Consider the following 18,529-nt stretch of genomic DNA (forward strand, 5'->3'; position numbering starts at 1 on the left):
GATCGAAGCCTTTGACAGGTTAGCCGATCGCGTGCTTGCATGGCGAACAACTAACCGGATCAGACCTTCAAAGAGGTTAGAAATGAGCTCGGTGCACCACCGGACCGCCGTCGTCGACGGCCACGAGATCTTCTACCGCGAGGCCGGCCCCGCCGACGCTCCCGCGATCGTTCTGCTGCACGGGTTCCCCACCAGCTCGTTCATGTTCCGCGAGCTCATCCCGCTGCTGGCCGGCGACTACCGCGTCATCGCACCGGACCACCTCGGCTTCGGGCACTCCGCCGCGCCCTCCGCGGCCGAGTTCACCTACACCTTCGACGCCCTCGCCGAGCTCACCTCCGGGCTGCTCGACCAGCTGGGCCTGGATCGCTACGCGATCTACGTCCAGGACTACGGCGCACCCATCGGGTGGCGCCTCGCGCTCAAGCACCCGGAACGGATCTCGGCCATCGTCACCCAGAGCGGAAACGGCTACGAGGACGGTTTCGTCGAGTCGTTCTGGGCGGATCTCTGGGCCTACGGGGCCAACCCCGGCCCCGACACCGAACCCGCCGTCCGCGCTGCGCTGAGCTTCGACGCCATCCGCTGGCAGTACCTGCACGGCGTGCCCGACCCGAGCGTCGTCAGCCCGGACACCTGGGCGCACGACTTCGCGCTCGTCTCCCGCGAGGGCAACGACGAGATCCAGCTGGCGCTGTTCCACGACTACCAGCACAACCGCCCGCTCTACCCGCTGCTGCACGAGTTCCTGCGCACCAGCGAAGTTCCGGTGCTGGCCGTGTGGGGACGCAACGACGAGATCTTCGGCCCGGCAGGAGCGCAGGCCTTCGCCCGTGACGCCAAGGACGCGGAAGTGCACCTGATCGACGGCGGGCACTTCCTGCTGGAGAGCCACTTGGACGTCGTCGCCGGTTACATGCGCGGTTTCCTCGGGCGAGTCCTGGGTTGACCGGTGACGGGTGCTCGCGACCGGGCGAGCACCCGTCATCCTTCAGCGCCTGCGTGAGCAGGTCGGCGCGCACCGGTGCACACTGAGACGACCCCGGCGCCCCCGGCGCCGGTCCGTCCCGCCACCACACGGCCCGCCCGCTCTCAAGCCTTGTCGAGGTTGGCGTTCACCAGCTCTTCGAACTGCTCGCGGCCTTCGACGCCCAGCGCTCCGCCGATGGCCGTGGCCAAGCGGTCGAACGGGTCCTCCAGGTTCAGCCTCGCCAGGCCTTCCGCGAGCTCCCCGGTCGTCCAGAGCTCCCCTTCCTTGTCGATCCGGTCGCCGCGGCTCCAGCCGTGGTTGACCGCGATCGAACCGCCCCGCACGGAGAGCACCTGCCCGGACAACGTGCAGTCCGGGTGGACGAGGTGGGCGACCAGGGGCGCCACGGTGATCGGGTCCTTCGGATCGAGTCCCGCCTCCGGCGTCTGCTGCATGCCGGGCACCTCCGTCGTCAGCCGGGTGCGGACCATCGACGGGCTGACGCAGTTCACCCGCACCCCGAGCCGCTTCAGCTCCAGCGCGTGCACGGTCGTCATCGCCGCGACCCCGGCGTTGGCCGCCGCGTAGTTGGTCTGCGTGGGAAGCGGGTTGAGCAGCCCGGAGCCGGAAGCGGTGTTGACGACCGACCGGTCGACGCGCGCTCCCCGCTCGTACTGGTGCCGCCAGTGCGCGGCGGCCCAGCGGGTGACGGCGAACGTGCCCTTCAGCTTGACCGCCACCACGTCGTCGAACTCTGCCTCGCTCAACCGCTCCACGCCCTTGTTCACCTCGACGGTGGCGTTGTTGACCACCGCGTGCAGGTCGCCGAACTCGGCGACGGCCAGCTCGACCATGCGCTGGGCCGCCGCCCAGTCGGCGACGCTGCCGGTGTCGGCGATCGCGCGGCCGCCCGCGGCGCGGATCTCCTCGACGACCGCGTTCGCGACGCCGCCGTCGCCCCCGGAGCCGTCCACTTCGACGCCGGGATCGTTGACCACGACGTTCGCTCCGGCCGCGGCCAGGTACAGGGCCTCGGCTCGGCCGATGCCCCGGCCCGCTCCCGTCACCAGAACCGTGCGTCCCGTCAGCTCTGCCACCGCATCCTCCTCAATAAGTTCACCTGGTGCATTTTTATACCTGGTGAATTCGCAGCTCGGCAAGGTAGGGTCCGGTGCGTGGAAACCGGCCGACGCGAACGGAAGAAGCAGCTCACCCGCCAGGCACTGGTGACAGCGGCGATCCGCCTGTTCGACGAGCGCGGCTACGACCGGACGACTGTCGCGGAGATCGCCGAGGCCGCCGACGTCAGCAAGCGCACGTTCTTCCTGCACTTCCCCACCAAGGAGGACGTGCTGCTGGCCGACGCCGAGGTCAGGACCGGGCTGGCCCTGCGGGCGATCGAGGACCGCAGCCCGGCGGCATCCGTCCGCGAGGTGCTCGCCGCAGCGGCCGACAGCATGATCGCCAACGTCTCGGCCACCGAACTGCCCAGCGGCCTGGCGGCGCTGCGCGCCGAGCTCGTGGTCACGAACCCGGCGGTGCAGGCCCGGATGCTGCACGTGCTGTTCAGCGCCCAGACCAGGCTGGCCGACGCACTGCACCGCGCCTACCCGGACCTGCTCGACGCGACATCAGCGGCGGCGACCGTCGGCGCGCTCATGGGAGCGATCAACGCTGCGGCGATCACGAGCCTCAGTCTCGGTCAGGCGCCTCGGGAAACCCGCCGGGCAATGCAACGCGCGGCCGAAATGGCCTTGCGTGCAACGGATTCCCTCACCTGACCGATGAGTCCTTCGAGGACCTCGGCGCTGATCCCCGGTTGACAGCGCGGGCTCTCGCTCCGGCCAGCCTCGTAGCGCAGATCGCCGCCAGGGCGAACACCGTTGCCTCGTAAGCCATCGCGTGCCACATCGCGTTCTCCGCCGCCGAGTACGCGATGCCCGCCAGCGTGACGCCCAGGGTTCCGCCGAGCTGCTGCGCCGTCGGGAGCAGGCCGGAGATCGAGGTGGCGGCTTCGGCGCTGACCCGGGTGATGATCTGGGTGAACGCCGAAGCCGTGAACACTCCGAAGCCGATTCCGCTCAGGCACAGCGCGAACCAGTACGGCCACCGCGGGCCGTCGATGGTCGCCGCCACGACGATGGCCATCAGCCCCATCGCGAGCGCCGACGCGGCGAGGGCCCGCGGGCCGAAGCGCCTGCCGAGGACGTTCGCGAACCCGCTGCCGACCAGGGCCCCGACCGCGTACGGGATGATGCCCAGCCCTGTCTCGAGTGGACCCCAGCCCTGCTCGCCCTGCAGGTGCATCGACAGCAGCAGGGTGAACGACGGCACGCCCGCGTTGAAGACGAAGACGATCGCCAGTCCCCACCTCGTCGCGGGATCGGCCAGGGTGGCGGGGTGGACGAGCGGATCCGCCACCTTTCGCTGGGACACCGCGAAACCGGTCAGCAGCACCACCGCCGCAGCCAGGCTCAGCCACGTCCACATCGGCCAGCCGGCATCCCGGCCCGCGGTCAGCGGCAGCACCAGCAGGACGAGCCCGGTCAAGCTCAAGCCCGCGCCGACCGGGTCGATGCGCTGCGCCCCGCGCGCGGGCTGGACGCGCGGCAGCGCCGGGGAGAGCACCAGGGCGACGACTCCTACGGGCACCACCAGCAGCATCGCGGCCCGCCAGCCCAGCGGGTGCAGCTGCATCAGCACGCCGCCCAGCACCGGGCCCGCCATGGAAGCCGCCGCCATGGTCGCGCCGAACGCGCTCAACGCGGCGGGACGGCGGCTCGCGGGCAGCGCCGACTGGATGATCGAGAGGATCTGCGGCGCCATGAGCCCGCTGCCCACGCCCTGCGCGAGCCGGCCCACCACCAGCAGCCAGGCGCTCGGCGCCACAGCCGCTCCGAGGGAAGCGGCGGTGAACAACGCCATGCCGGCGACGAACATCCGCCGGTAGCCGTACCGGTCTCCCAGCCGTGCCGAGACGATCAGCGAACAGGCGTAGGTGAGGGTGTAACCGGCGAGCACGAGCTGGCTCTCCCCCGCACCCGCGCCGAGGTCCCGCTGCACGTCCACCACCGCCACCTGCATGACCGTCACGCTGAACAGCTGGACGAAGGTGCCGGACAGGATGACCGGCAGCAGGAGCCTGTGCGCGATCGTCACCGGAGGGTCCGCGCCAGCGCGATCTCGGTGAGCACCGCAGCCAGTTCAGCGGGCCTGGTCACGAACGGCGAGTGACCACCGGGCAGGGAGCGCACCTGGATCGGGTTGTCCGGCACCACCTGGTTCGCCTCGGCGATCATCAGGTCCTGCGTCACGGGCGGCAGGGCCAGGTCCTCGGTCAGCCTGATGAAGGTGCGCGGGAGCCGCCCCCAGTGCCCGGCGGTGACCGGGACCGGCGTGGTCATGCTGGAGAACGGGTGGTCCGGGTGCAGGAACTGGCGCCAGGAGTCCGGGCTGGTGGCGGGGAGGTCGTTCAGGAAGGCCCGCCGGATGAGCTCGATCACCGCCGGGTCCGGGGAGAGCGGGTTGATCCGGACGGCACCGAGCTCGGCCGGATCGCCGAGCGGCGGGATCCGGACCGCACCGGCGTTCTCCTCCGCTTCGATGTAGTCGGCGAACCGGGGCCGGCCCGCGGGGACGAACGCGGAGAGGTACACCAGGTGATCGAGGAGTTCCGGCGCCTGCTCGGCAGCGGCGGACGCGGCGGAACCTCCGGCGCTGTGCGCGACGAGGACCACGTTCCGGTACCGCGTGCGGGCGCCGACCAGCGCATCGAGCACGACGTCGGCGGAGTCCTGCGTCGTCACGTCGCTGAGCGCCGACTTCTCGCTGGTCAGTCCCGGCTGGCCGGGCTGGAGGTATCCGGTGGGAACCGGGGCGTCGAGGCCGCTGCCCGGCAGGTCGATGGCGATGCTGGCCAGGCCGTGCCGGGCTAGAGCGCGCTGCGTCGAGGTCCAGTGCAGCGCGTTGTGCCAGGCACCGTGCACCAGCAGGACGACGGTCTCGGAGGAGGACGGGCGGTTCACGTGGAGCCCTTCTGGAGTGGTGATCGTTTGACCTCTCCAGGTCACACCCGCAGCCCGACCTCATCCACCGCCATATCTGACGGAGACCCCCGCGATACTTCTGGAGTATCGTCGTCCTCGTGGAAGCCCGTCATCTCCGCTATGCGCTCGCGCTCGCCGAGCACCAGCACTTCGGCCGCGCCGCGGCCTCGCTGGGCATCGCGCAGCCTCCGCTGTCGACCCAGATCGCCGCCCTGGAACGGGAGGTCGGCGAGCGGCTCTTCGACCGCACCTCGCGCGGCGTTTTCCCCACCGCCGCAGGAGAAGCGTTCCTCGCCCGGGCCCGCTCGGCGCTCGCGGAGATGAACCGGGCACGCGTCGACGCGAGCCGGGCGGCGCGCGGTGAGACCGGGCGGCTGCGGATCGGGTTCATCGGCTCCGCGCTGCTCCACCCGCTGCCGGGAGTGCTCGGCCGGTTCCGCCGGACCCACCCGGACGTCCGGCTCACGCTGCAGGAACTGGACAGCCCCGCCTCCGCGGCGGCGCTGCTCGCGGGCGAACTGGACGTCGCTGTCGGCCGGGGCGGCCCTCGCGGCGCCGGAGCGGAGAACCTGATCACCGTGCCGATCGGTGCGGACCACCTGGTGGCCGTGGTCTCGAAAGCGCACCCCTTCGCCGGGCGCCCGTCCATCGACGTCGAGCAGCTGGTCCAGGAGCCGCTGATCGCCAGCGCGGACGCCGCGAGCTCCTACCTGACGCCGCTGTTCGCGCCTGCCCCGGAGGCACTCGACGGTGCCGCGATGGCCCGCGACGTGCACACCATCGCCGGACTCGCCGCCTGCTGCGCCGGAGTGGGCCTCGGCCCCGACCGGATGCGGCTCATCGCCCGCGACGACATCTGGTTCTGCGACGTCACGCCCCGCTTCCGGCTGCCGGATCTGCAGATGTCGTTCCGCGCCACCGATTCCTCACCGGTCCTCGCGGCATTCCTCTCGGTGGTGCGCCAGAACTGCGCGGACGTCGGCACCCGACTGGACGACCTCCTCGCCCGCCGCTCCTCGTGACCTCACCCGGCGTCAGCCGCCGGGTGCTTCGAGGACTGCCTGCGCTGACCGGAACCCGGGAGGCTGCCCGGGTTCCGGTCAGGTTTCAGGCCTGGACTCCGCTGAGTTCGTTCGGGGTGGCGGGCAGGCTTCCGGTGGCCAGGCGCTCGCCCGAGGCCAGGTCGATCGCGTGGATCTCCTTCTTGCCCGGGTCGGTGACGTACGCGGTTCCGCCTCGGACGAAGATCGCAGGCCTCGGCTGCTGCCACTCCAGCGGCTCCTGCCAGGCGTCCAGGACCGGGATGGTCCGCGTCACCTGGGCGGTCACCGGGTCGATCTGGTGGATCCGGCCGTCGGTGCCCAGGACCAGGGCCTCGCCCGCCGGTCCTCTGGCGAGGGAGCGGAAGGTGTAGCTGGTGCCGATGTCGACCAGCCGCAGCGTGCCGTTGGTGGTGTCGATGAGCGAGACCTGCTCGGGACGCTCGAGTTCGGCGTGCTCGTCCTGCTTGTAGTCGCCCAGCACGATCGGCGAGGCGTCGGAACCGGCCTGGTTGCCGATCCGGCCGTACTCGGTGGGGCTGGTGACCTTCGTGATCGTGCCGTCGCGGTAGATCAGCGCGCCGTTCTCGCAGCCGACCACGACCGCCTCGCCCTGCGCGGTGGCCTCACCGTGCACACCGGGGCAGTCCTCGTTGCGCGCGATCTCCTTCCGCGCCGCGTCGAGCACCGCGATGCCGCGCCGCTCCTCCTCGTTGCCCACGGTGATCACCAGTTCGCCGTTCGCCAGCTCGATCGCGACGCCGTGGTGCGGCTCCGGCGCCCGGTGCACCTCGGTCGGCGGCAGCCCGTCGCCGAGTTCCGCGGGGTCGAAGGTGGTGACTTCACCGGTGCCGTCGGCGAAGAGCACCGTCCTGCCCGCGTGCCGCACGACGTGGCCGGGCTTGGCACCGGCGAACTCGGCATCGGTCAGCACCGCACCGGCCGCGTCGAGAACGCGGAAACCCGTTGCCGTGGACACCAGGACGTGGCGGTCGTCGCCTGCCGGGTTGAGGCGGTTGAACCCGGCCAGCGGCAGGTCCTCGACGACCTGGAGCGTCCTGCCGTCGAGGACGTACACGCCACCGTCGTAGGTGACGGTGATGGGATCGGCCACTACCGCCGCCCGTTCCGGCGGAGGCGCGGTGGTGCCGCAGGCCCCCAGCACGACTGCCAGGGACGCGGCGACGCCCCCTGCCGTGATCTTCTCGCGTAAACTGCTGCTCATCATCACCATTCCACTGTGGATGGACAGATCCGGGTCAGCTCCGGCCGAGCCCGCGGACGATGGATTCGGTGTTGGACCGCATCATCTCCAGGTAGTCGCCTGCGCCCCGTCCCGGTCGGCTCAGCGATTCGGAGAACAGCGGCACCACCTCGACCCGCAGCCCGACCTGGTCGGCGAGGACCTGCGCGAGGCGGTCCGGCTGGGAGGAGTCGGCGAAGATCGCGGGCACACCCGCCGCGCGGATGGTGTCCGCGAGGGACTTCAGGTCCGATGCGCTGGGCGAGGCGAGCGTCGTCCCGCTGGGCACCACCGCACCGATGACCTCGAAGCCATACCGCTGGGCCAGGTAGCCGAACACGTGGTGGTTGGTCACCAGCTTGCGCCGCTCGGCCGGGATGCCGGCGAACCGGCTGCCCATCTCCGAGTCGAGCCGGTCGACCGCGTCCCGGTACTGCGCGGCGTTGGCGCGCACGACCTGCGGGTCCACGCCGTCGACGTGGGCGATGACCTGCTCGGCGATCACGTCGACGGCCCTGCTCACCCGCCGGGGATCGGTCCAGAAGTGCGGGTCGAGCTGCCCGCCGGTGCCCGCCGCGGTGTAGCCGAGGGGATCCACCCGCTCGCCCACGGCGACGGCCGGGATCCCGGCGGATTCGGCGGCCTGGACGTTGCGCGCGATGCCCTCCTCCAGGCCCAGTCCGTTGTGGACGACGAGGCCCGCCTGCTCCAGCTTCGCGGCCTCCTGCGCCGAGATCCCGAACGAGTGCGGGTCCGCGTCGGGCTTCATCAGCACCGTCACCTCGGCTTCGCCGCCGACGATGCGCCGGGTGATGTCGCCGAGGATGTTGGTCGTGACGACCACGCCGGACCTGTCCTGGCCCGCGGCGGTGCAGCCGGTGAGGACCAGCAGGACTGCGAATCCCAGGGCGACGAGCAGTCGTCGCCCGCCGTGGTGACCTGCCGCGCTCATCGGCCGGTCTCCACCATGTGCGCGATCCGGCCGCCGAGTTCGAAGGTGCGGGCGCGGCGGAGGGAGTCGTTGTAGTCGATCTCGTGGACGACGCCCGCGTCGTTGACGTAGGCCCGCGTGGTGTCGACCTCGATCGTCGGCGCGGCACCGCCGGGCGCGCTCAGCAGCGGGATCGCTGCCGTTTCCCGGCCGGTTCCACCGTCGAACGCGTGCAGCGCTCCGTCCGCTGTCACGGCGAGCAGCGGTCCACCGGCGCCGACCGCGCTGACCGCCAGCGCCGGGCCGGTGGCGACGAACGTCCACGCGCGGTGCGCGATGTCCAGCGACCAGGCACCGGTTTCCCCGGCCTTCGCCGCGAGCACGTCGCTTCCCGGCCGGTGGTCGAACTCCCGCGCGCGCTCCGCATCGGACACCGGGCGCGGATACGGGATCTTCGCACCGCTGAACGTTCCGCCTTCCGACGTGACGAGGAGTGCGCCGTCAGCGCAGCCGAACACGACGCCTCGCCGGGTGACCGCAGCACCGGCCGGGCTCGGGCACGGCTGGTCGATGGTCGTCACCGGCTGCCCGCTCCGGCTGCGAACGTGGACCTGTCCCGGCTGCTCCACCGGCACGAGGAGGTGACCGTCGTAGGGCACCACCGACGCTTCCCGCGCGACGTCCTCGATCGTGCCGGTTTCGGCGATCGTGCCCGCGTCGAGCTCGGCTCGGTCCAGCAGGCTGGCGCGGCCGTCACCGAAGGACACCGCTACGACCGCGACATCGCTGTGCGCGCCCGTCAACCCCGGCCCCGGGATCGCGCCGACCTCGCGAACAGCGGCGCGGTAGTAGTGCACGTGATCGCCGTGATCGACCATCCAGGTCCCGCTGTCGACGATCCGCACCTTCCCATCTGCCGCCAGGTAGGCGAACCTCCCGTCGCCGGCGGATTCCTCCACGCCGGACGTCCGCCCCACGTCCGTCACGCCCCCGGTGATCAGGTCCAACACCCGAACGACACCGGAGTCCACATCGGACAACACCAGCCGCGACTGCGCCTCCGCGGCTTCTTCCGCACCCTCGACGTAGCCGTGCGGTAACTCCTCGGCGGGCGGGTCCGGCACGCTGCTCGCGCACCCTCCGAGGAGGACGGCCACGACCGAAATTCCCATTGCGACAACGAATTTCTTGCTCACGTCAACCTTTCGATTCCGGCTTCCACCCGCCCGCGCGAGGTGGTCGAGAGCCGCTGCGCCCGGTGGCGGAGCTCCGCGGCCAGCGCGGAGAGGAAGAACAGCCCGACCGCGACCGCCGAGATCGTCGCTCCGGCAGCGGTGCCCCAGTGCCACGAACCCACCAGCCCGATGACCGTCGCGGCCGCGCCGAGCAGGGCCGCGCCGAGCATGATCGCGGGAATCCGGTCGACCCAGAGGACGGCCGCGGCGGGCGGTGCGATCAGCAGGCTGAACACCAGCAGCGTTCCGACGACGTGGAACGAGGCGACGATCGCCAGCGTGACCAGGCCCAGCAGGCAGGCGTGCGCCAACCGGGGCCGCAGGCCGAGGGTGTGCGCCTTCCGCGGATCGAAGGCCAGCGCGACGAACGACCGGTGGCCGAGCACGGACACCACGAACGCGACGACCAGCGCCGCCGCGAGAAAACCGAGGTCCTGCTGACGCACCGCCAGCACGTCGCCGAAGAGGAACCCGGTCAGGTCCACCGCGAAGGACTGCGAGTGCGAAACCACGATCACGCCCAGCGACAGCATGCCGACGAACAGCAACCCGATCGCGGTGTCCTGCGAGAGCCGCGAAGACCTGCTGAGCGCGGTCACGCCCAGCGTCATCACACCGGCGCTCAGCGCCGCCCCGAGCAGCAGGTTCCCGCCCAGCAGCGAGGCCAGCGCGACGCCCGGGAGCATCCCGTGCGACATCGCGTCACCGAGGAAGGCCATGCCGCGCAGGACGACCCACGTACCGGCCAGCGCGCAGACCGACGAGACCAGCACTCCGGCCCACAGCGCCCGCGCCACGAAGGACACCTCGAACGGGACGAACAGCCAATCCATGACCGAGGACACTATCGAAAATGGTTTTCAATGTCGATAATATGGCCGTGACATCGAACACCACGTGAGGAGTGCAGTGACGATCGCCAGCGATCGAACGGAGATCACCATCCGCGACCTGACCGTCGGCTACACGCGCGAACCGGTGCTGCGCGGTCTCAGCGCGGTGCTCCCGCGCGGGCGGACGACCGCCGTCGTCGGGCCGAACGGATCCGGGAAGTCGACCCTGCTCAGCGCGATCGCGGGCGTGCTCCGCCCCGCTGCGGGCGCGGTCGAAGGCGTGACCGGCCGGCGCCCCGCGTTCGTCGCGCAGCGGAGCGCGGTGTCGGATTCGCTACCCATCAGCGTCCGCGACACCGTCTCCATGGGACGGTGGGCGCATCGCGGCCCGTGGCGGCGGCTGACCGCCCACGACCGGGCTGTTGTCGAGGAATGCCTGGCCCGCCTGGAACTCCGCCCGCTGGCCACCCGCAGGCTCGGCTCGCTGTCAGGCGGCCAGCGGCAGCGCGCGCTGCTGGCGCAAGGCCTCGCGCAGGAATCCGGGCTCCTCCTGCTCGACGAGCCGGGAACCGGACTGGACGCGGAGGCGCGACAGTTGATCATCGAAGCGCTGGAGCACGTCAAGACGCGCGGAACGACCGTGGTCCAGGTGACCCACGACTTCACCGAAGCCAGGCGCGCGGACCACTGCCTCGTGCTCAGCACTGGGCGGCTGCTCGCCGAAGGCCCGCCCGACGACGTCCTGACCCCGCAGGTGCTTCAGGAGGTCTGGGGCATCCGGCCGCCGCTCTGAGGCGTTGCCGTTCAGTCCTCCTGCTTGGTGGGGACCGGGGTTCCGTTGCGCAGGTGCGGTTCTCGGAGACCGAAGATCGCCTCGAACTCGCGCATTCGCGCTGCCCGGTACTCCGGGACGCCCTCGGGGTCGAAGTCGTAGAAGCCGGTGCCGTCCTGCAGGCCTCGGCGGCTGGTCGACATGTTCCGCTCGATCACGTCCGGGTGCTGGAAGCGCTCGCCCAGCTCGGAGGTCAGGTAGCGGGAGGCGTAGTAGAGGATGTCGCAGCCGCCCCAGTCGATGAACTCCAGCGGGCCGAGCACCGAGAAGCGCGGGCCGAGACCCGCCCGGACCGCCAGGTCGATGTCGGCCGCGCTGGCCACGCCCTCCTCGACCATGCGGGCGGCTTCGTTCATCACCAGCGCCTGCAGCCGCGGCACGATGTAGCCCGCCGCCGGGCCGCACACCACCGGGACCTTGCCGATGCGTTCGAGCAGGCCGGTCAGCGTCGCGACCGCGTCCGGGTCGGTGTCGTCGCTGCGGCTGACCTCCACCAGCGGGATCAGGTCGGCGGGGTTGAGCCAGTGCGCGTTGACCACCCGGCCCGGCCGGTCGACCAGCTTCGCGATCTCGGTGACCAGGAACGTCGAGGTGGTCGAGGCGATCACGGCGGACTCGCCGACCTGGGCGCAGACCCACGCCAGCGCCTCGCGCTTGATCTCGATGACCTCCGGCACCGCCTCGAACACCACGACCGCATCGGCCAGCCGCGCCGTTTCCCGGCCGCACACCGTCAAACCGGCCAGCGCCGCGTCGTCGCCGAGCTTCGCGCGCAGCTGCTCGGCCAGGCGGTCGCGGACGCGCCTGCAGTAGGCGCTGCGCTCCTCGTCGGTGCGGTCCTTGACGTCGGCCAGCACCACCGGCAGGCCCGCGGCCAGGCAGGTCAGCGCGATGCCCTCGCCCATCCGGCCGGCACCGACCACCGCGATCTCGTCGGTCACGACTCGAACCCCTCCACCAGCAGCTGCGCCAACTCGTCCCGGGACAACTCCGCCAAGCCCAGGCTCTCCAGCGTGCGCCCCTCCGCGTAGAGATCGCGGCCGGTGATCGCCGATGCGATGCTCAGCAGGCCGTGCGCCACCGGGGTCGGCACGCCCGCCCACCGGCCTACCGAGACCAGCAGCGACAGGCCCAGCCGGGTGTCCTCCAGCATGTAGCGGTGGCTGAGCAGGTCGATCTTCTCCCGCCAGTCGCCGCTGTCGGTCAGCTTCTCATGGGCGGCGCGGCCGTACATCCACTCCTCGCCGTCGGTGGCGTAGTGGTCGGCCAGCGGGAAGTGCGGGGCGCGGTAGCCGAGCGCTTCGCGCAGCGCGACGCGCTCGGCGTCCAGCGCGTCGGTGACGCGGCGGATCGACTGCTGGGTGCCCTCGTTGTGGATGTCCCAGGCCTCGAAGTGCTCCAGCGGCCCGGCGTTCATCATGATCAGCGGCGGGTGGATGATCGGCCCGGCGTTCATCAGCGCCCCGCTGAGCCCGTCCTCGGCGACCTCGACGCTCGGGTAGGCCTCGCGCAGCACGCCGAACGCCTTGTCCGCCAGCCGGCTCGGGAACACCCCGGTCGGCAGCCGCGTCGCGTAGCAGCTGATCACTATCTCGGTGTCGCCGTGCCTGCGGGCCAGGTAGGGCAGCGTGCCCGTCTCGGCGAACGCGACCTCGGCGGAGTTGCCCGCGTCTGCCATCGCCCTGCCGAACAGCACGGAGCCGAGCGTGCCCGGCGGCAGGAAGACGACCTGTCCGTCGGCGAGCAGCGGGGCCAGCCGCCCGGCCAGGTCCTGGTGGGTGGTCGAGGGCAGCGGGATGACGATCAGCGCGGCCTCGCGCACCGCCTCGGCGAGGTCGGTGACGGGCCGGATCGCGCCGTCGGCGTCGCCCACCGGCACCTGCCGGGTGCCGCGGTGGTCGCGGACGGTGATGGCGCCTGCCGCGCGGAGGGCCTCGTGCGCTTCGGCGTCGCGCCGCCACCACCGCACGTCGTGACCGTGCTCGGCGAGTTCCGCTGCTGCGGCCCAGCACCCGTGCCCGCCTCCGAGGACTGCGATTCTCAACTCGTCGGACCCTTCTCGTGTCGGAACTCAGCCGGCCTGCACCGTCTCGCGCTGCTCGGTGAGCAGCCTTTCACGCGAGAGGCTCTGCCGGAAGTGCTTGCAGCCGCGCCACAGCAGCGCGATGGTCACCACCGAGGCGATGCCGTAGACGATGGACAGCGACGAGCCGACCATCTTCTCGTCCCCGAAGACCCGGTCGGTGACCAGCGCGACCAGGGTGGTGCCCAGCGCCAGGCCGATCAGGTTCGAGATCAGCAGGAACATCGCCGAGACCTGGGCGCGCATCTGGTTCGGGCTGAGCACCTGCATGGCGGCGGTGGAGGCGGGCATCGGGAACGAGGCGAAGAACATCGCCACCGCCAGCAGCACCAGCGACGCCCACAGGTTCCCGACCTGCGTGAACGCGATGACCGGGACCGTCATGCCCACCGCGCCGATCACCCCGGCGCGCATCGCGGCGTCGGAGTGCCCGCGCTTGGCCAGCAGGTCGATCAGCCAGCCGCCGAAGAGCACCCCGCTGCCGTTGGCCACCAGCACCACGACGCCCAGCAGGTAACCGGCCTCGGTGGAGGTCAGGCCGAAGGCGCGGATGTAGAACGCCGGGGTCCAGGCCATCATGCCCAGCAGCACCAGGGCGTAGAGCGAGAATCCCAGGTAGTGCATGGCGAAGGTCTTGCGGTGGCTCCACAGGAAGCCGAACACGTTGCGCAGCGCGACCTTCTGCACTCCGCCGTCGGCGTTGTGCTTGAGCCCGCGACGACCCGGGTCGCGCACGGTCAGGAACACCAGCAGCGCCAGCAGCAGACCGGGCAGCCCGACGATCAGGAACGTCAGCTGCCAGGCGCGCACCTCACCGGCCAGCGGCAGCACCACGGTGTCCACGGAGTTGAGCAGGTTGATGACGTAGCCGCCGATGATGAACGCGGCGGCACCGCCGATGAACGAGCCCAGCGAGTAGATCCCGTAGGCCCGCCCGAGCTTGTTCTTCGGGAACATGTCGCTGAACATCGAGTACGCCGCGGGCGACAGCGCGGCCTCGCCGACGCCCACCCCGATCCGCGCCAGGAACATGTGCACGAATCCCTTGCTGAGGCCGGAGAGCGCGGTGGCCAGGCTCCAGAACGCGATGCCGATGGAGATGATCAGCGGCCGGGAGCGCTTGTCCGCGAGGATCGCGATCGGCAGTCCCATGAACGAGTACAGCAGGGAGAAGGCCAGCCCGTTGAGCAGGCTGAACTGGGTGTCGGTGAGGCCCAGGTCGCGCTTGATCGGCTCGATCATCAGCGACAGGATCTGCCGGTCGACGAAGGAGAAGACGTAGGCGATCATGCAGACCGCCACCACGTACCACTGGTAGCGGTACGACTTCCGCGCTTCGGGGAGCATTTCGTCGGTCATCGGCAAGCGCCCTCTGCAGTTCGGTGATCTCATCGGGCCCGCCGGGGATCGGCGAAGGACCGGGCCGCCGGTCGTCGGCGTGCCCGGTACGCTAATTTCGCGTGATCCGGGTAACAACTGGAGGTTCCCCTCCCGGTCGTCAGCGATTCCCTGACGCGGATAAGGAAATCCCCTACTCCCGGCGGCGAGCGCGCGGCGCGCCGGACTCCGCCAGGTGCCTCCGGCCGATTCGCGCCAGGACCACGCCGACGAGCGCGATCCCACCCGCACCGAGTGCGAGCCATCCGCCCACTCCGCTGTCCGCGACGAGAGCTCCGCCGAACATCGCGTACGAGACGTTGGCCGGAAGGCTGCCCACCGCAGTGCCCGCGAGGAACGGCAGCGTCCGCACCCGCGTGATCCCGGCGACGTAATTCACCGCCGCGAACGGCACGACCGGAACGATCCGGGCCAGCACCGTCGCAACGAACCCGCGACGAGCCGGCGCCCCGCAGCGGAACGGACACCCCCGAGCAGCCGCACCGGAACCCATCCACTATTGTCGGTAGTACAGATTTCCCGTTCCCCGCAGTGGAAGATCGACGACGTCCTGCACATCGCCGACGCGGAGTCGGTGGCAGGCTGCCGCCGCCTGCTGACCACGGAGCGGATATTCGCCGGCGGTTCCTCGGGAGCCGTCATCACCGGGATCGGCCGACTGATCGCGCGACTCGACGCCCCGGCGCGCATCGTGACCCTCCTGCCGGACCGCGGTGAGCGCTACCTCGACCTGGTCTACGACGACGACTGGGCGGCCGGTGCCCCGCGACCGGAGCCGGAATCCGTGGTCATCCCGTGACGCGAACGCTCCAGCGGGAACGGCCGGGCCCGCAGCACCAGCAGGCCCCGGACAGCGGTCGCCGGAATCTCCTCCTGCTGTGGGCGGGGGCAGTTCGCCAACACCGCCGGACTGATGATGCTGGTGCCGGTCATGCCCTTCTACCTGGAGCGGATCGGCACCACCGGGACCGCCGAGACCCAGACCTGGGCCGGGGTGGCCATCGCTGCCCCGGCTCTGGCCCTCACCGTCGCCACCCCGCTGCGGGGCAGGCTCGGCGACCGGATCGGCCGCAAGTGGATGGTGGTCCGCGCGCTGGCCGGGTTGGCGGTGTCCATGGTCGTATGGCCACCGCCGCCACTCCGCTGGCTCTCGTGGCCGGGCGCTTGCTGCAGGGCGCGTTCGGCGGTGTGGTGGAGGCCGCGGCGGCGTTCGCCGGTTCGACCGGTTCGGCCGCGAAGCGGGGTTCGTCCCTGGGCAAGTCCTTCAGCGCCACGGCGGCGGGCGCGCTTGCCGGGCCGATCGCCGGTGGCCTGTTCGTCAACAGCGGCGGACTGCCGCAGCTCATGCTCGTGATCGCCGGCGCGGCGGTGGCGCTGGCCATCAGCTGCGCCGTCGGCCTGCACGAACCGGACGACCCCGGCACCGACGACGGCGCGCCGGGAAAGGACCGCACGCGCTCGTCGGTCATGCGGGTGCCCGGTGTTGTTCCGCTGGCACTGGCGGCAGCCGGTGCCTACTTCGGCGTCTACGGCCTGATCCCGGTCTTCGCCGAGCACGTCCGCGCCATCGTGCCCGAACCCGGTTCGGCGGGCCTGCGGGTCGGTGTGCTGCACTCGGTGATGTGGGGCGCGTCGCTGATCGGATCCTTCTGGTGGGGCAAGCACAACGACCGCGCGCAGCGACCGGTTCGCGCGTTCGCCCTGGCGGCCGCAGGGTGCGCCGCGAGCATCGCGGCGCTGGCCCTGCCCCTCGAACCCGTTGCCCTCATCCCGTTCCGCCTGGTCCAGGGATTCTGCTTCGCCGCACTCGCCCAGTCCCTGTTCCTGCACTTCGGCAACCACGCCCGGGCGGAGAGCAGGAGCGCGTTCGTCAGCACGGCGAACAGCTACCTGCTCGTCGGCCAGTCCGCCGGTCCGCTGCTGGCCGGACCGGCGGTGGGCACCCTGCCAGTGGCAGGTGCCGTCCTGCTCATGGCAGCGGTGTGCGGGGCCGGGGCCATCCTGGCTCTCGGTCCGGCACGCGCGGAACATGACCGGCCTGAAACCCCGGAGGAGACCGTGCCGTTGCCGACCGCCACCGAGCCCGCGCGCAGCGGGGTCTCGGTGGCTCCCTTCACCGGCTGGCGGATCGCCGACCACCAGCTCGGCGCCGTCGCCACCCGCTACGCGACTCCGTGGGAGCGGAGCACCGACACGTTCCTGCGCTGGCAGCGGACCGGCGTGCTCGTCCGCGACCAGCAGCCCGCTCTCTACGCCTATGAGCAGGTCGGTCCGCACGGGACGCTCCGCGGGGTGCTCGGAGCCGTCCACCTCGACAGCGCGCTCCTGCCCCACGAGGACATCATTCCGGAACGGGCCGGCGGAATCGCGGACCTCATGCACGACTGCGGGATGAACCTCGACCCGCTCCTGCTCGGCTACTCCGGCGGTGGGCGAACCAGCTCGTGGCTGGCACGCACCACCCGAACGGCCCCGCTCGCGGAAGTGCTCGCCAATGACGGACAACTGCACCGCCTCTGGCGCATCGCGGACCCCGGTGCGCAGGAGGAGATCGCCGAGGAACTGGCATCCCGCGCCGCGTTCATCGCCGACGGCCACCACCGCCACGCGGCAGCCAGGCAGCTCCGGCGTGAGTACTACGCCGCGGGTGACGGACCGGGTCCGTGGGACTGCATCCCGGGGCTGCTCGTCGACACCGGCCACAGCCCGCTGCGGCTCGGCCCCGTCCACCGGGTCCTCCCCTGCGCCGATCCCCACACCGCGCTGCAAGCGGCATCGACGCGGTTCCGGGTCCAAGCGCTGCGCGGAGATCTGCGGGCCTGGCTTCCGGCGCTCAAAGAGAGCGCGCGCCACACCCCCGCATACGTCGTTGTGACGCAGTCACAGGCATTCCTGCTCACCTCACCCGGCCCGCACCACCCGCATGCGACCGACGTGCCTCCGGCACTCCGGCGGCTGCACCTGTCGATCCTGCACGACCTGCTGATAGACAAGCTCTGGCGGATTCCGGATCTGCCGGGGCAGGTGCTCTACGAGACCAGTGCCGCCAGCGCGGTCCGCCGCGTCCAGCAGCGGGGCGGTCTCGCAGTCCTGCTGACCCCGCTCACCTACGAAGACCTCAGGAATGCCGCGGCGGCGGGCGTCCGGCTACCCGGGAAGTCCACGTCGTTCGGCCCGAAACCGCACCCCGGCCTCATCTTCCGCAGCATCGGCGAGCCGTGATCAGCTCCCGGGCACCGCGCGCCTCGACGAGTAGCGCTGCACGGCGTCCGCCACCTCATCGGCCGTGCTGAAGGTGAGCGGATCGGTGATCTGCTGAACCGAGCCGTCCGCGCGCAGCAGGTAGGTGGCGGGCAGGATCGGCGGAACGCGCAGAGCGGCTTGCAGCTGCGCGTCCACATCCACCAGCGACGGGTAGTGCACGCCGACTTCAGCCATCAGTTCCAGGGCAGCGGCCCCGCGGTCCTGGACGTTGATGCCGATCCACCGCTCATCAGCGCAACCCGGACGCCCTCGCGGCCGATCCGCTCCGGTCAATCTTTACTAACCTAGATAGTAGAATGAGCCGTCGTCGCTGCAGGCGAGATCGACTTCCAAGCCCTCGAAGCCGACCACGACCGCGTCTACGGCTACAGCAGCACAACCGGCGAGATCATGGTCAGCGACGATCGCCGATCCTGGGACCGCCGCGCGCGGCTCGCCGCCGCGGACCTCGCGGTGAGCCCGACCAACCCGGAGGAGCTGATCGCCACGACCGAGCAGGGACCGGTGCGCAGCACCGACGGCGGGCGGACCTTCACCCCCGCCCGTGCTCGCCACGATGGGAATCGCCGTGCTGACCGGAGGGTGGACCGCGATGTTGAGCGGAATGCTCGCCGTCTACTCCCACCTCAGGTGGCCGCCGATCTGACCTCGTCG

At 71.1% G+C, this 18,529-nt stretch carries 18 protein-coding genes and 1 pseudogene; 7 read left to right on the forward strand and 12 right to left on the reverse strand.

The window, feature by feature from the left end:
• Positions 1 to 82 precede the first annotated feature (82 nt).
• Positions 83 to 949, forward strand: coding sequence for an alpha/beta fold hydrolase (locus ATL45_RS37550; RefSeq protein ID WP_093146190.1), 867 nt, complete (start codon positions 83 to 85; stop codon positions 947 to 949).
• Between the two features lie 143 nt (positions 950 to 1,092).
• Here the strand turns inward: ATL45_RS37550 and ATL45_RS37555 are convergent, their stop codons facing one another.
• Positions 1,093 to 2,067: an SDR family NAD(P)-dependent oxidoreductase gene (locus ATL45_RS37555; RefSeq protein ID WP_093146191.1), complete on the reverse strand. Its 975-nt coding sequence runs from the start codon at positions 2,065 to 2,067 to the stop codon at positions 1,093 to 1,095.
• A gap of 78 nt (positions 2,068 to 2,145) precedes the next feature.
• Between ATL45_RS37555 and ATL45_RS37560 the strand changes: the two genes are divergently transcribed.
• Complete coding sequence (locus ATL45_RS37560) at positions 2,146 to 2,751, forward strand: TetR/AcrR family transcriptional regulator (protein ID WP_093146192.1); 606 nt, start codon at positions 2,146 to 2,148, stop codon at positions 2,749 to 2,751.
• Here ATL45_RS37560 and ATL45_RS37565 read toward each other — a convergent pair.
• Positions 2,744 to 4,129 (reverse strand): MFS transporter, encoded by a 1,386-nt coding sequence (locus ATL45_RS37565; RefSeq protein WP_093146193.1) that lies wholly within the window; start codon positions 4,127 to 4,129, stop codon positions 2,744 to 2,746. The two genes, ATL45_RS37560 and ATL45_RS37565, sit on opposite strands and share 8 nt — an antisense overlap.
• On the reverse strand, positions 4,126 to 4,995 hold the full coding sequence (locus ATL45_RS37570) for an alpha/beta fold hydrolase (protein ID WP_093146194.1): 870 nt from the start codon (positions 4,993 to 4,995) through the stop codon (positions 4,126 to 4,128). The genes ATL45_RS37565 and ATL45_RS37570 overlap by 4 nt, the downstream gene beginning before the upstream one ends.
• 119 nt (positions 4,996 to 5,114) lie before the next feature.
• Between ATL45_RS37570 and ATL45_RS37575 the strand changes: the two genes are divergently transcribed.
• A complete protein-coding gene (locus ATL45_RS37575; RefSeq protein ID WP_093146195.1) occupies positions 5,115 to 6,038 on the forward strand; it encodes a LysR family transcriptional regulator in 924 nt (307 codons plus the stop codon).
• Between the two features lie 85 nt (positions 6,039 to 6,123).
• Here the strand turns inward: ATL45_RS37575 and aztD are convergent, their stop codons facing one another.
• The 4 genes from aztD to aztB all read right to left on the reverse strand — a co-directional run bounded on the left by aztD (position 6,124) and on the right by aztB (position 10,298).
• Positions 6,124 to 7,284: a zinc metallochaperone AztD gene (aztD, locus tag ATL45_RS37580; RefSeq protein WP_439332478.1), complete on the reverse strand. Its 1,161-nt coding sequence runs from the start codon at positions 7,282 to 7,284 to the stop codon at positions 6,124 to 6,126.
• A 31-nt stretch (positions 7,285 to 7,315) separates the two neighbouring features.
• Positions 7,316 to 8,251: a zinc ABC transporter substrate-binding protein AztC gene (gene aztC / locus ATL45_RS37585; RefSeq protein WP_093146196.1), complete on the reverse strand. Its 936-nt coding sequence runs from the start codon at positions 8,249 to 8,251 to the stop codon at positions 7,316 to 7,318.
• Positions 8,248 to 9,354 carry a hypothetical protein gene (locus ATL45_RS37590; protein WP_246025763.1) on the reverse strand — a complete coding sequence of 369 codons (1,107 nt, stop codon included), beginning with the start codon at positions 9,352 to 9,354 and terminating at the stop codon, positions 8,248 to 8,250. Before ATL45_RS37590 ends, aztC begins: the two co-directional genes overlap by 4 nt.
• A gap of 68 nt (positions 9,355 to 9,422) precedes the next feature.
• A complete protein-coding gene (gene aztB / locus ATL45_RS37595) occupies positions 9,423 to 10,298 on the reverse strand; it encodes a zinc ABC transporter permease AztB (RefSeq protein WP_093146198.1) in 876 nt (291 codons plus the stop codon).
• Between the two features lie 76 nt (positions 10,299 to 10,374).
• On the opposite strand from aztB, the gene aztA reads away from it, so the two are divergent.
• Positions 10,375 to 11,091 carry a zinc ABC transporter ATP-binding protein AztA gene (gene aztA, locus ATL45_RS37600; RefSeq protein ID WP_246025764.1) on the forward strand — a complete coding sequence of 239 codons (717 nt, stop codon included), beginning with the start codon at positions 10,375 to 10,377 and terminating at the stop codon, positions 11,089 to 11,091.
• Positions 11,092 to 11,102: 11 nt separating this feature from the next.
• On the opposite strand, the gene ATL45_RS37605 is transcribed toward aztA, so the two are convergent.
• The 4 genes from ATL45_RS37605 to ATL45_RS37620 all read right to left on the reverse strand — a co-directional run bounded on the left by ATL45_RS37605 (position 11,103) and on the right by ATL45_RS37620 (position 15,104).
• Entirely contained in the window at positions 11,103 to 12,071 is a 969-nt protein-coding gene (locus ATL45_RS37605; RefSeq protein ID WP_093146199.1) for a 3-hydroxybutyryl-CoA dehydrogenase, read from the reverse strand.
• Positions 12,068 to 13,174 (reverse strand): NAD/NADP-dependent octopine/nopaline dehydrogenase family protein, encoded by a 1,107-nt coding sequence (locus tag ATL45_RS37610; protein WP_093146200.1) that lies wholly within the window; start codon positions 13,172 to 13,174, stop codon positions 12,068 to 12,070. Before ATL45_RS37610 ends, ATL45_RS37605 begins: the two co-directional genes overlap by 4 nt.
• A gap of 27 nt (positions 13,175 to 13,201) precedes the next feature.
• Entirely contained in the window at positions 13,202 to 14,572 is a 1,371-nt protein-coding gene (locus ATL45_RS37615) for a spinster family MFS transporter (protein WP_177241880.1), read from the reverse strand.
• A gap of 172 nt (positions 14,573 to 14,744) precedes the next feature.
• Complete coding sequence (locus ATL45_RS37620) at positions 14,745 to 15,104, reverse strand: TVP38/TMEM64 family protein (protein ID WP_093146201.1); 360 nt, start codon at positions 15,102 to 15,104, stop codon at positions 14,745 to 14,747.
• Between the two features lie 6 nt (positions 15,105 to 15,110).
• On the opposite strand from ATL45_RS37620, the gene ATL45_RS37625 reads away from it, so the two are divergent.
• The 3 genes and pseudogenes from ATL45_RS37625 to ATL45_RS37635 all read left to right on the forward strand — a co-directional run bounded on the left by ATL45_RS37625 (position 15,111) and on the right by ATL45_RS37635 (position 17,833).
• The gene (locus ATL45_RS37625) at positions 15,111 to 15,410 is read left to right on the forward strand and encodes a PALP domain-containing protein (RefSeq protein WP_177241881.1); all 300 of its coding nucleotides are present in this window, start codon (positions 15,111 to 15,113) and stop codon (positions 15,408 to 15,410) included.
• Between the two features lie 132 nt (positions 15,411 to 15,542).
• A pseudogene (locus ATL45_RS40325) lies at positions 15,543 to 15,677 on the forward strand (MFS transporter); the annotation flags it as partial.
• A 56-nt stretch (positions 15,678 to 15,733) separates the two neighbouring features.
• A complete protein-coding gene (locus ATL45_RS37635) occupies positions 15,734 to 17,833 on the forward strand; it encodes an MFS transporter (protein WP_093146202.1) in 2,100 nt (699 codons plus the stop codon).
• Here ATL45_RS37635 and ATL45_RS37640 read toward each other — a convergent pair whose 3' ends face one another.
• The gene (locus tag ATL45_RS37640) at positions 17,834 to 18,049 is read right to left on the reverse strand and encodes a thioredoxin domain-containing protein (RefSeq protein ID WP_121505460.1); all 216 of its coding nucleotides are present in this window, start codon (positions 18,047 to 18,049) and stop codon (positions 17,834 to 17,836) included.
• Between the last annotated feature and the right edge of the window lie 480 nt (positions 18,050 to 18,529).

Origin of the sequence: Saccharopolyspora antimicrobica, assembly GCF_003635025.1 — a bacterium.
GTDB classification, from domain to species: Bacteria; Actinomycetota; Actinomycetes; order Mycobacteriales; family Pseudonocardiaceae; genus Saccharopolyspora; species Saccharopolyspora antimicrobica.